Annotated in this window: 10 protein-coding genes; 2 read left to right on the plus strand and 8 right to left on the minus strand. The window is 62.8% G+C overall.

The window, feature by feature from the left end:
* Positions 1–34 precede the first annotated feature (34 nt).
* The 4 genes from C1949_RS01210 to uvrD form a co-directional block, all read right to left on the minus strand.
* Positions 35–436 carry an MAPEG family protein gene (locus tag C1949_RS01210; RefSeq protein WP_104736642.1) on the minus strand — a complete coding sequence of 134 codons (402 nt, stop codon included), beginning with the start codon at positions 434–436 and terminating at the stop codon, positions 35–37.
* 26 nt (positions 437–462) lie between these two features.
* Positions 463–1140, minus strand: coding sequence for a lipopolysaccharide kinase InaA family protein (locus C1949_RS01215; protein ID WP_104736831.1), 678 nt, complete (start codon positions 1138–1140; stop codon positions 463–465).
* 245 nt (positions 1141–1385) lie between these two features.
* Positions 1386–2486 carry a TRAP transporter substrate-binding protein gene (locus C1949_RS01220; protein ID WP_104736643.1) on the minus strand — a complete coding sequence of 367 codons (1101 nt, stop codon included), beginning with the start codon at positions 2484–2486 and terminating at the stop codon, positions 1386–1388.
* A gap of 173 nt (positions 2487–2659) precedes the next feature.
* A complete protein-coding gene (uvrD, locus tag C1949_RS01225; protein WP_104736644.1) occupies positions 2660–4834 on the minus strand; it encodes a DNA helicase II in 2175 nt (724 codons plus the stop codon).
* Between the two features lie 207 nt (positions 4835–5041).
* Here uvrD and C1949_RS01230 point away from each other — a divergent pair, with 207 nt between their 5' ends.
* The gene (locus C1949_RS01230; RefSeq protein ID WP_104736645.1) at positions 5042–7909 is read left to right on the plus strand and encodes a putative bifunctional diguanylate cyclase/phosphodiesterase; all 2868 of its coding nucleotides are present in this window, start codon (positions 5042–5044) and stop codon (positions 7907–7909) included.
* A gap of 6 nt (positions 7910–7915) precedes the next feature.
* On the opposite strand, the gene zwf is transcribed toward C1949_RS01230, so the two are convergent.
* Positions 7916–9355, minus strand: coding sequence for a glucose-6-phosphate dehydrogenase (gene zwf, locus C1949_RS01235; RefSeq protein ID WP_104736646.1), 1440 nt, complete (start codon positions 9353–9355; stop codon positions 7916–7918).
* A 162-nt stretch (positions 9356–9517) separates the two neighbouring features.
* Here zwf and hexR point away from each other — a divergent pair, with 162 nt between their 5' ends.
* A complete protein-coding gene (gene hexR / locus C1949_RS01240) occupies positions 9518–10387 on the plus strand; it encodes a transcriptional regulator HexR (RefSeq protein WP_104736647.1) in 870 nt (289 codons plus the stop codon).
* Here hexR and arsJ read toward each other — a convergent pair.
* From arsJ to C1949_RS01255, 3 genes are all read right to left on the minus strand, one after another.
* A complete protein-coding gene (gene arsJ / locus C1949_RS01245; RefSeq protein WP_104736832.1) occupies positions 10362–11594 on the minus strand; it encodes an organoarsenical effux MFS transporter ArsJ in 1233 nt (410 codons plus the stop codon). The two genes, hexR and arsJ, sit on opposite strands and share 26 nt — an antisense overlap.
* Positions 11594–12601 carry an ArsJ-associated glyceraldehyde-3-phosphate dehydrogenase gene (locus tag C1949_RS01250; RefSeq protein ID WP_104736648.1) on the minus strand — a complete coding sequence of 336 codons (1008 nt, stop codon included), beginning with the start codon at positions 12599–12601 and terminating at the stop codon, positions 11594–11596. Before C1949_RS01250 ends, arsJ begins: the two co-directional genes overlap by 1 nt.
* 70 nt (positions 12602–12671) lie before the next feature.
* Positions 12672–13028: a metalloregulator ArsR/SmtB family transcription factor gene (locus C1949_RS01255; protein ID WP_280527923.1), complete on the minus strand. Its 357-nt coding sequence runs from the start codon at positions 13026–13028 to the stop codon at positions 12672–12674.
* Between the last annotated feature and the right edge of the window lie 8 nt (positions 13029–13036).

Consider the following 13036-nt stretch of genomic DNA (forward strand, 5'->3'; position numbering starts at 1 on the left):
GCCAAAGCCTCGTTGATCGTTTGGAGGTTGGCCCTCAGAGTGTTGCACCAAGCAACCAACCCCACATCAGCAGCACAGCCAGAAAGTTGATGGTAAACACCAGACCACGCAGCCGAATATTACCCGTCAGTATTTGGACAAAACTGTGAACGACGCGCCCCGCCACAAAGATCCAGGCCAGCAGCACCAGGCCAGGATCTACCTTGCCCGTCTGCAGCAGTAACACACAACAGACGTAAAACAGCAGCGGCCATTCAAACTGATTGGACAGGTTGGCGCTGACCCGTGGCTCCCAGGCGGCCCGGCGAGCCAGCCTGCCGGAGCGGGTATCCAGCCCCCAGATCGTCGGCGCCCGCAGCACGGTCAGGGCAACATACAGCAGTGCTGTCCAGCCGACGTGGAACACCATGGGATATAACAACGCACTCGAGTCCATCACTTGCCTTCCCTGCCAGTCCTGACTCAGACCTGCTTTGGCTTCACCGGCGTTTTGCGACCGAGCAGTTGCTCGCTGGGGGCAATTGTGGCGACCCGACGGTAATCATCCAGCATCTGAAACCAGTCCGCCTGAGGCATGCCGTCACGGTGGCGATACAGCTGCGTCAGATCATGACGTACCGCCGCACTGCGACGCCAGCGCCGGCGACTTTTCTCCAGGTCCAGCAGGGCCACTTCGACCCCATGGCTATGCACCCGAATGAACACATGCTTGGCATACAGGCAGCCATGCTGGAGCCCATGAGCATGGGCTCGGCTCAGCGTAGCGGCCAGTTCACGCAGCATGTGCCGATGTACCGCAGCGCCATGACGCACTGGCGCGTCGCTGGCGTACCACTGATCAAGGCTGACGTAACCACTCAGTGCTTGTGTCACCAGCAACCCCTGCCACTGCCCCTGCACCTTGCGCACCGCAGAGAATACCGTTTCCGGCACCCGAACCCCGGCAGCGCGATAGGCTGCCAGTGCTCGCGCCTCGCGCGCCACCGTAGGACGTCCGAGTGGATAGCGCACGGAACGACTGAGATGACCGACCTGTCGTTTCAGATAAAGAAGAGAGTCGTTGCCGATAGTCAGGCGCTGTACGCCACTATTGCCATCGCGACGCTGATTGGGGGCTTCAACCCAGTCGCCCTGTTGCATCCACCAGTAGGCGAAATCACCCTGTGGGTAGTGCCGTTCTGCCTGCTTCAAATGGAAACCTCGCTGCCAATACGCTCTGCTGTCCCGTGCGGTGCAAGGACTGCGCCAGAGGTTTGGCTGATCTTGTTATTATCAGGCAGAGTGCCAGTAGCGAAGACATTAGACGGCATCCAGCGAGGTGGTCAACCCGCGAGGGCAGTCGAAGGACAAGCAAAGTGCCCCGCAGGAGTGCGGGGCGGGGCCGTTCAGGTGCGCAGATCGTACATCGCCTTTTCACTGATCGCGTGCCAGGCCTGGATCTTCTCGCGGAACGCCTGCATGGAATCCCACACTTCGCGGTTCAGCGGATCCATCGCGGCGGTCTCTTCCAGCACATCAGCACTGATGTCGCGCAATCGGTCCAGCACCGAGTCCGGCAGCCGACGTAGCTGAACGTCATATTCGTCGATCAGGGTGTGTAGCGCGTCGGCATTACGGCGGCCATACTCATCCAGCATGGCCTGATTGGTTGAACGGGCAGCCTCGATGACGATACTGCGCAGGTCATCCGGCAACTCTGCCAGCTTCTGCTTGTTGATGGTCAACTCCAGCACCGCACAGGGTTCCTGCCAACCCGGGTAGTAATAGAACTTGGCCGCTTTGTGCAAACCAAAGGCCAGATCGTTGTAGGGACTGACCCAGTCGGTGGCGTCGATCACGCCAGTCTGCAGCGAGGTAAAGATTTCGCTGCCAGGCAGGTTGACCGTAGTCGCGCCAGCACGCGACAGCACCTCGCCGCCGAAGCCCGGCATACGGATTTTCAGGCCCTGCAGGTCGTCCAGGCTATTGATTTCCTTATTGAACCAGCCGGCCATCTGCACGCCGGTATTGCCGCACGGCAGCGGCACCACGCCGAGCGGGTCATAGGCCTTCTGCCACAGCTCCAGCCCGCCGCCTTCATATAGCCAGGCGTTCATTTCCTGGGCATTCATGCCGAACGGCACAGCGGTAAAGAACGGCGCCGCGGCACTCTTGCCCTTCCAATAATAGGCTGCGCTGTGACCCAGTTCAGCGGTGCCGCCAGAAACGGCGTCAAACACTTCCAGCGCCGGAACCAGGGTGCCAGCGGCGAACACCTGAATGGTCAGACGGTCGTTGGACAGCCGCGCCACAGTGTCAGCAAAGTGCTGGGCGGTGGTACCCAGACCAGGAAAGTTCTCCGGCCAGGAGGTCACCATCTTCCAGCGAAAGCGCTGCTCTGCCGGCGCTGCCGCAGTGCCGGCAGCTGCACTGTCATCCTTGCAGCCAGCCAGCGCCGCAGCCCCCAGGCCCAGACCTGCGGCCGTCAACAATTCACGTCTATCCATTCTTTTAGCTCCAAGCTGTAAGCGGCAAGCTACAAGCTGTCCGCGTCTGATTTTGTACTGAATCCCCAAGCGCCGACAGCCGCTCTAACACTCTCACTTCGCACAATGCCTCACGCACGCCCAGACCGCTTGCCGCTTATAGCTTGAAGCTTGCAGCTCCAAGCGCTAAAGCGCTAAAGCGCCTGTAGCTTGGCATACGCCACCATCAGCCACTTGCTGCCTTCATCATCAAAATTGACCTGAATCCGTGCCTGCGCGCCATGGCCTTCGTAGTTGAGCACTACCCCTTCACCGAACAGGGCGTGTTCGACGCGCTGGCCGAGGGCAAAACCGGTGCTTTCGGTCGCCTCACTGGAGAACAGGTTGCCCTTGGCCGGACCAAAGGGTCGACTGACCTGACTGCCAAGACGTACTTCACGAATCAGTTCCGGCGGAATTTCACGGACAAAGCGCGACACCTTGTTGAAGGTTTCACTGCCGTACAGTCGGCGGGTCTCCGCCCAGGTGATCACCAGTTGCTGCATCGCCCGGGTAATACCCACATAGGCCAGTCGGCGCTCCTCCTCCAGCCGGCCCGGATCTTCCAGGCTCATCTTGTGCGGGAACAACCCCTCTTCTACCCCGGCCAGAAATACCAGCGGGAATTCCAGACCCTTGGCACTGTGCAGGGTCATCAACTGGACGCTGTCTTCAAAGCGGTCAGCCTGGGTTTCACCCGCTTCCAGCGACGCGTGGGCAAGGAAGGCCAGCAGCACGTCGCCTTCCTCTTCCTCGTCGGCCATGTCGTTCTCGAAACCGCGCGCGGCCGACACCAGCTCTTCCAGGTTCTCGACCCGCGCCTGCGCCTTGTCGCCCTTTTCCTGCTCATGGAAGCGCAGCAGACCACTGTGCTCGATGGCAATCTGGGTCTGGCTGTAGAGCGGCAGCCCTTCGGCGCGCTCGGCCATTTCCTCGATCAGTACCAAAAAGCCCTGCACCGCGTTGGCCGCCCGGCCCGGCAACCCCTTGTTGTCGATCAGATCGCAGGCGGCCTGCCACATGGAGACATCTCGCTCGCGCGCTTGCTGGCGCAGCAGCTCGACGGTCTTGTCGCCGATACCGCGGGTCGGCAGATTGATAATGCGCTCCAGCGCACCGTCGTCGCCGCGGTTGGCCATCAGCCGCAGGTAGGCCATAGCGTTCTTGATCTCGGCACGTTCGAAGAAGCGCTGGCCGCCGTAGATACGGTAGGGAATACCGCTGCGCAGCAGCGCCTCCTCCAGCACCCGCGACTGGGCGTTGGAGCGATAGAGAATGGCCATCTCGCTGCGCGCCAAGCCGTCGCGAATGCCCTGCTCGATCCGTTCGACGATAAAGCGCGCTTCATCCTGCTCGTTGAAGCCAGCGTAGAGGGCAATCGGCTCACCTTCGTTGCCGTCGGTCCACAGCTCCTTACCGAGTCGGCCCGAGTTATTGCCGATCAGCGCGTTGGCGGCCTGGAGGATGGTCGCGGTGGAGCGGTAGTTCTGCTCCAGGCGAATCATCTCGGCATTCGGGTAATCGGTCTGGAACTGCTGGATGTTTTCAATCCGCGCACCGCGCCAGCCGTAGATTGACTGGTCATCGTCACCAACCACCATCAAGCTTGGCGTCTTGCCGGCCAGATGCCGCAACCAGGCGTACTGCACCGCGTTGGTATCCTGGAACTCGTCGACCAGAATGTGCTTGAAGCGGGCCCGATACTGCTCGCGCAGGGCCTGGTTGTCACGCCACAATTCCAGCGAGCGCAGCAGCAGCTCGGCAAAATCGACCACGCCAGCCCGGCTGCAGGCCTGCTCGTAGGCTTCGTAGATGCGCACCATGGTGCTCATGTACAGATCACCGGCCGGCTGGATGTGCTGCGGGCGCAGACCTTCGTCTTTCTGCGCGTTGATCCACCACTGGGCCTGCTTGGGCGCCCACTGGTTCTCGTCCAGCCCCAACTCACGGATAACCCGCTTGACCAGCCGCTGCTGGTCGTCGCTGTCGAGAATCTGGAACTGTTCGGCCAGCCCGGCCTCACGCCAGTGCGCTCGCAACAATCGATGTGCCAGGCCATGGAAGGTGCCGACCCACATGCCCTGCGGCGCAATGCCGAGCAGTTGCTCGATCCGCGCGCGCATCTCGTAGGCGGCCTTGTTGGTAAAGGTGACGGAAAGAATGCTCCAGGGTGAGGCCTGTTCGACCTGGACCAGCCAGGCGATACGGTGAACCAGCACTCGGGTCTTACCGGAGCCGGCACCGGCCAGCACCAGTTGCTGGCCGACTGAGGCGGTCACAGCCTGACGTTGAGCATCATTGAGAGAATTAAGCAGGTGGGAGATATCCATCGCGGCATTCTAACAGCCCGTTGTCCTGCGCCGGAAGCCACGCAGCCATGCCCCGGACCAGACGCCTCGGATGTGATATTTTGCGGCTGAGGGACTGTGCCGCAGGACAGGGCTGGTGTAAGGTGAAGAGCCTGATTCGACTGTAACACCCGACGTAAAGCGCATGATAACAATAACAATCACGGGCCAACGGAGCGCAAAAAAGCCATGACTGGCAGCCGAGCCGCGTTCAGCCCTATCTCGCAAAGCGATCTGCGCCTGCCGCAGATGGACCAGCTGTATGCCCGATCGCGGCTACCGCAATGGCTACTGCTGTTCACCGCGCTGCTGGTCACGCCCCTCGTCTGGAACCAGGCGTCCGCATTCCACCTGTTCAGCTGGCTGGGTGCCCTCGCCCTGCTGGCGGTGCTGCGCCAGATGCTGGTTCGTCGCTACTGGCAAACCCCCTCCCAGGACCGCCTGCGCCGGCGCTGGAGCTTCTTCTTCCACCTTGGCAACCTGGCATCGGGCCTATGCCTGAGCTGGGTCTACATTGCGCTGACACCACTCGACAACTTTGCCCAGCAAGCGCTGACGTACAGCATTGCCGGAGGCGTCAGCCTGTGCGTAGGCGTGCTCTACGCTACCCGTTTCAGTGCCTTTATCTCGTTCCTGCTGCCTGCCTGGTTACCCCCGCTGGCCTGGCTGTTGCACGACGGCAGCGCCAGCAGCAAAGGCTGGGCAACGATGGGGATGCTGCTGTTTTTCTTCATCGTACTGACCGCCGTACTGATCCACCGCATCATGCGGCAAGCGATGATCAGTAACCTGCGCAATGAAAGCCTGCTGGCCAATCTGGGCAGTGCCCACCAGCGTACTGAAGAACTCAACCAGCAACTGACCCGCGAGATCATGCAGCGCCGACAGGCAGAACAGTCGCTGCGTGACAGCCATATCGCACTGGAAGAGCGGGTCCGGCAACGAACCGCCGAGCTGGAAGCAGCCACCCACAACCTGCGCGCCAGCGAAGCCCAGTTGAGTCTGGCCATGGAGGCGAGTCAGTTGGGCCTGTGGGACTGGGACCTGACGACCGACAAGGTCTACCACTCGCGCCTCAAACCGCTGTTCGGCATGCCTGAAGATGCGGTGCCGAGCATGCTGGAAGACCTGCGGCCACTGGTTCATCCAGCCGACCTGACGATGGTCCGCAAGACCCTCGTCCAGCATATGAAGAACAAGACCCACGCCTACCGCATGGAGTACCGGGTACGCCATGCCGATGGCCACTGGCTCTGGGTCGAAGACAGCGGCCGGGCAGTCGAGCGCGACGCCAGCGGTCGGGTTCTGCGGATGATCGGTACCCGCCGCGACATCAGCGCCCGCAAGCTGCAGGATGAACAGGCCCAGCTGTCGGCGACCGTGTTTGAGGCTTCCAGCGAGGGCATCTTCATCCTCAGCCCGACGCTGGATATCCTCGCGGTAAACCAGGCCTACAGCGTCATCACCGGCTTGCAGCAACAGGACGCCGTGGGCCGCAACATGCTGGAGCTGAGTGGTTCGGACGAGCTGCGTCAGCAATTCCTGCACCTGCAGAGCATGCTCAACAACAAGGATCGCTGGCAGGGTGAAATGACCGCCCGCCGTCGCAGTGGTGAGTCTTTCCCGATTTGGCTGCAAGTCACCGTGGTACGTAACCCGGCGGCGCAGATCACCCACTACGTCGGGTTCTTCGCCGACCTGACCACCCATCGGCAAACCGAGGAGCAGCTGCAGTATCTGACCAATTACGACCCGCTCACCCAACTGGCCAACCGCCGCCGCTTCAGTGAGAACCTGCAGGAGGCGACCGCCCGCGCACGCCAGAGCGACAGCCAGCTGGCGCTGCTGCATATTGATCTGGACCGCTTCAAGCACATCAACGTGACCCTGGGCCATGCCGTCGCCGATGCCCTGCTCCAAGAGGTCGCCCACCGTCTCAGCGCCCTGCTCGGCGACGAACACGGCCTGGCGCGGCTGTCCGCCGACGAGTTCGTCGTCATCGTCGAGCACGCCAACTGCAGCGAAACGCTGGGCACGCTGGCCGACCATATCCTTGAGCGCCTGCGCGAACCCATGCTGATCGCCGATCACGAACTAGTGGTCACCGCCTCCATCGGTATCAGCCTGTTCCCGGCAACCGCACGCGACAGCCTGCAGCTGATTACCCAGGCCAACCAGGCCATGCAGCACGCCAAGCACCTTGGCGGCAACCGGCTGCAGTTCTATACACCGCAGCTGCGCGCCTACAGCCTCGACCGCCTGCAACTGGAAAACCAGCTGCGCAAGGCAATCGAGGAACAGCAGCTAATTGTCTATTTCCAGCCGAAGCTACACCTGGCCAGCGACTGCATCCGCAGCGCCGAGGCCCTGGTACGCTGGCAGCACCCGACACGTGGGCTGATAATGCCCGGTGAATTCATCAGTATTGCCGAGGAAACCGGGCTGATCGTCGCCCTTGGTGAACAGGTGCTGAACGCGGCTTGTGCCCAGGCCAGCCACTGGTGCCATCATGGGCCAGCCTCGGTCATCGTATCGGTCAACCTGTCGGTTCAGCAGCTGCGACAGGAAGGCTTTGCCAGCCGCGTCCGGCAAACCCTGCAACGCCACAATCTGCCGGCCCGCCTGCTGGAGCTGGAGCTCACCGAGAGCATGCTGGCCGAGCACAGTGAGGCGATTGTCGACAACATCAACGAGCTGCAGGCACTGGGTGTCAGCCTCTCGGTCGATGACTTCGGTACCGGTTACTCATCGCTGGCCTACCTCAAGCGCTTCCCGATCAGCACCCTGAAGATCGACCGGGCCTTCATCGCGGCGCTGAACGACGCGCCCGGCGATGACGCCATTGTCCGTGCCGTGATCGCGATGGCCCACAGCCTGTCACTGCAGGTCGTGGCAGAAGGCGTAGAGACCGAAGCCCAGCTGCAGTTCCTCAAGGAAAACGGTTGCGACGACGTTCAGGGCTACCTGATCAGCCGACCGATCAACGCCGAGGCCTTTTCCGCCCTGCTCGAGCAGAACCAGCCTCCCCGCGACCTGCTCGATACACTCGGCCGCTGACTCAGCCTAGCGCTGATCCAGCCAGCGGTGACCACGCCGCTCGAGCAGACTGTCGGCGGCTTCCGGCCCCCAGCTACCTGCGGGATAACGCTTGGGGGAGCGGTAGCAGTCACGCCAGCCGTCAATGATCGGATCGACCCAGCGCCAGGCTGCGCCGATCTCGTCACGCCGCATGAACAGGGTCGCGTCCCCTTCGATGACATCCAGCAGCAGCCGCTCGTAGGCGTCCCAGCGCCGGCGGGTAAAGGCCTCGTCGAAATTCAGGTCCAATTCCACTTGCTGCAGGCCCATACCGCGGCCGGGCGACTTGGCCATCAGCGACAGGCGGATTCCCTCGTCCGGTTGCAGACTGATGATCAACCGGTTGTTTTCCGGGCTGTCGCCGTGGTGCGGGAACAGCTTGTGCGGCACCGGCTTGAACTGGATGACGATCTCGGACTTGCGTTGCGCCATACACTTGCCGGTGCGCAGGTAAAAAGGCACACCAGCCCAACGCCAGTTGTCGATCTCGGCCTGCAGGGCGACAAAGGTCTCGGTGTTGCTGTCGTGGTCGACACTCTTTTCAAAGTAGTAGGCCGGCAGCCGCTCACCAGCGTGCTCACCGGCAGCGTACTGACCACGCACGGTGCGATCCTGCACGTCCATGCCGGTGATCGGCCGCAGCGCCTCCAGAATCTTCAGCTTCTCGTTGCGCACCGCCTCAGGCTCGAAATGCACCGGCGCTTCCATCGCCACCAGACAGAGCAGCTGCAGCAGGTGGTTCTGCACCATGTCGCGCATCGCCCCGGCGCGGTCGTAGTAGTCGCCGCGGTTTTCCACGCCGACGCTCTCCAGCACGCTGATCTGCACATGATCAATGTGCGCGTTGCGCCACAACGGCTCGAACAGCGCGTTGCCGAAACGCAGCGCCAGCAGGTTCTGCACCGCTTCCTTGCCGAGGTAGTGATCAATACGGAATACCCGCGACTCATCAAACACCTGACCGATCTGCTCGTTAATCCGGGTCGCGGTCTGCAGGCTTTCACCCAGCGGTTTCTCCAGCACCACACGGGCGTGCTCGTCGGTCAGGCCGACGGCGGCCAGATGCTGCACGGTAGGCGCAAACAGGCTGGGCAGGGTCGCCAGATAGAACACCCGGACCCGCCCGGTGCCCGGCTTAAGGACCTTGGTCAGACGGGGAAAGGCAACCCGCTGGCTGACATCCAGCGACAGGTAGTCAAGGCGTTCGGCAAATAGCTCCCAGACGCTCTGATCAAAGTCACGGCGCGGGACATGCTGGCCAACGTGGCGCTTGACCAGCTTGCGATAGCTCTCAAGGCTGTGCTGGGCACGGGCCAGCGCCAGGATGCGGGTGTCCGGGTGCAGATGACCATCGCGATGCAGGTAATAGAGCGCTGGCAACAGCTTGCGCATGGCCAGGTCACCGGTGCCGCCAAACACCACCATGTCACAACTGATTCCCGCCCGAGCCACGTCAAATCCTCCTGCGCGCCACACCCCGGCCGTTTTTGTAGTATAACTACAAGCGCTACTACACCACGGGTGTTCGAACCATCCCAGATACGGCAGCTTCGCTGCCACTCATTCGCTGCCAGACATGATGCCATCATGAACATGCTCCAGCACATCGCTGCCAACCGCGACCAGCTCAGAAAGTCGGAGCTGAAGGTCGCCGATTTTGTTATGGCGCAGGCCGCGCAGGTGATGCACTCATCAATGGCCGACCTGTCGCAGCAGGTCGGTGTCAGCGAGCCCACCATCGTACGCTTCTGCCGCGCGATTGGCTGCAGCGGATTTCAGGATCTCAAGCTGAAACTGGCCCAGAGTCTGGCTGCCGGTGCCAGCTTCGGTCAGTTCTCGATCAGTGAGGACGACAGCGTGGATGCGCTGTCGCACAAGATCTTCGACACCACCCTGGCGACCCTGATGGATGTGCGCGAACGCCTCGACCCGAACGCCATCGAACAGGCCATCAGCGCACTGACCCACGCCCGCCGCGTCGAGTTCTACGGCTTCGGCGCCTCCGGCGCCGTCGCCAGCGATGCTCAGCACAAGTTCTTCCGCCTGCTGGTATCGACCGCCGCCTATTCCGATCCGCACATGCAGGCCATGTCTGCCGTGACGCTGGGGCCGGAGGATGTGGCGGTGGCGATCTCGCAAACCGGCCGCACCAAGGACCTGCTGCACTCGGCCAGCCTGGTGGTGGAAACCGGCGCGACCCTGATCAGCCTGTGCCCGAGCCGCACGCCGCTGGCCGAACTGGGGCAGGTGCACATTCCGATCGACGTGCCGGAAGACACCGACATCTACACCCCGCTGTCCTCGCGCATCGCCCATCTGGTGGTCATTGATGTGCTGGCGATGGGCATGGCCATGCGCCGCGGCCCCGAGCTGGTCAACCACCTCAAGAGCGTCAAGCGCAGCCTGCGCGGCCTGCGCCTGTCGAACAAGGCTAGTCGCAGCGAGCTGGGCGAGTAGCCGCCTCAGGCAGCGCCAGCGAGACCAGCCCAGCGGTCAGCACCAGCACCGCCGACAGCCACAGGCAGGTCACTAGCCCGTACTGCTGATAGATCCAGCCGGACAACAAGGTGCCAAGTAACCGCCCCGCTGCGTTGGACATGTAGTAAAATCCCACATCCAGCGACACCGCATTGCGCGCAGCCCAGGATACGATCAGGTAACTGTGCAGCGCCGAATTCAGCGCAAACACCACGCCGAACACCAGCAAGCCGCCGAGCAGCACCCAACGCGACTGATCATCCAGCATCAGGCCCAGCGCAATCAGCGCCGGCACCACCGCCAGCGCCAGCGCCCAGCCGGCCGCTGCGCGTCCGCCCGGCTGGCGACCACTCCGTCGCCCGGTCAAGGCCGGTGCGCGGGCCTGCACCACGCCGTAACCAATTACCCAGAGCGCCATAAAGGCGCCCACCGACCAGACATCCCAGCCGAATACCGCCGACAGATAGACCGGCAGGGCGACCACAAACCAGATATCGCGCGAGGCAAACAGGCACAGCCGAGCGGCGGACAGCAGGTTGATCGAGCGACTCTTGGACAGCAGATCACGAAACTTCGCCTTGGCTCGGGCGCGGCCCAGATCCCGGCGCAGCATCCGCAGGCTGAGCAGCCAGACCAGCGCCAGCGCGATAGCCATCGCCAGCACCGCACCCCGGAACCCGAGCAGCGCCAGCAGCCCCGCGCCGAGGAAGAAGCCAACGCCCTTGAGCGCGTTCTTCGAGCCAGTCAGCAGTGCCACCCAACGGTACAGTGCGCCCTGCTGCTCGTCCGGCAGCAGCAGTTTGACCGCGCTCTTGGCGCTCATCTTGTTCAGGTCCTTGGCGATGCCCGACAGCGCCTGCGCCGCCATCACCCAGCCCACCGTCAGCCAGCCGGTCGGCACCGCCAGCATGCCGAGCGCCAGCACCTGCAATGCCAGACCGATGTTCATGGTGCGGTTCAAGCCGATGCGTGCGCCAAGCCAGCCGCCGAGCAGGTTGGTCACCACACCGAAGAACTCGTAGAACAGGAACAGGCCGGCGATCTGCAGCGGGCTGTAGCCCAACTGGTGGAAGTGCAACACCACCAGCATGCGCAACGCGCCGTCGGTCAGGGTGAAGCTCCAGTAGTTACCGGTGACCACCAGATACTGCCGAACCTCCGCCGGCAGCCGCGTCAGTCGCTCAATCAAGATGCCGCCTGCCCCACCTTACGCGCCAACTCGACCAGGCGGTTGCTGTAACCCCACTCGTTGTCGTACCAGCTGTAGAGCTTCACCTGGGTGCCGTTGACCACCATGGTGCTGAGCGCGTCGATGATCGAGGAGCGTGGATCGGTACGGTAGTCGATCGACACCAACGGCCGCTCCTCGTAACCGAGAATCCCAGCCAGCGGGCCCTCGGCGGCGGCCTTGAACAGCGCGTTGACCTCATCAACCGTAGTCGCGCGTTCGACCTCGAACACACAATCAGTCAGCGAGGCGTTGGCCAGCGGCACCCGCACGGCATGGCCATTCAATTTGCCGCGCAGCTCGGGGAAGATTTCAGCAATCGCGGTTGCCGAGCCGGTGCTGGTCGGGATCAGGCTCATGCCGCAGGCACGGGCGCGGCGCAGGTCCTTGTGCGGCTGATCAAGAATGCTCTGGGTGTTGGTCAGGTCGTGAATGGTGGTGATCGAGCCGTGACGAATGCCCAGCGCCTCGTGGATCACCTTGACCACCGGGGCTAGGCAGTTGGTGGTGCAGGAGGCGGCGGTCACGATCGGATGTGTTGCCGGATCGAACAGCTGATCGTTGACGCCCAGCACAATATTCAGCACGCCCGGCTCCTTGACCGGCGCGCTCACCACCACCCGCCGTACACCCTGGTCCAGATAGGGCTGCAGCGCGGTGCTGGTCTTGTTGGCGCCGCTGGCCTCGATCACCAGATCGCAACCAGACCAGTCGGTATCGGCAATCGCCCGGTTGCGGGTCAGCGGTACTCGACGGCCGGCAATGACAATCGCATCACCATCGGCCTGTGCCTCGTGCTGCCAGCGGCCATGCACCGAGTCGAAGTTGAGCAGATGGGCGTGGGTTGCCGGGTCCCCGCCCGGGTCGTTGATCTGCACGAACTCCAGTTCCGGCCAGTCCCAGGCAGCGCGCAGCGCCAGTTTGCCAATGCGGCCAAAGCCGTTGATGCCTACCTTTATGCTCATAATGCGTACCTCCGATTGGCCCGCTCGGGTTGCGGCGGATCCTTGTTCTCAGAATAGCCCCTGGCGCGGCTCAGCGGCGCGCGGGAGGCTCACAGCAGGTGGCGGCAGCGCCCGCCAAACGCGCGCGCTCGGCCTCCAGCCAGCACGGCTGGCTGTGCGCCGCCTGCCTGAGCACCTCGCTCGCCCAGACGGGCAAATCCGGGTGCAGCCGGTAATAGACCCACTGCCCGCGCCGTTCATCCATCAGCACATTCAGCTTGCGCAGCAGCGCCAGATGTCTGGATATCTTCGGCTGAGACAGGGCCAGCGCGCCGGTCAGCTCGCAGACGCAGAGTTCCGGGCTGTCGACCAGCAGCGCGCAGATGCGCGCGCGGGTGTCATCGGCCAGCGCCTTGAACAGCGCCGGCGGCGTCAGAGGGTCACTCAACATAAAAT

The organism is Halopseudomonas oceani, assembly GCF_002903165.1.
In the GTDB taxonomy this organism is placed as follows: Bacteria; Pseudomonadota; Gammaproteobacteria; order Pseudomonadales; family Pseudomonadaceae; genus Halopseudomonas; species Halopseudomonas oceani.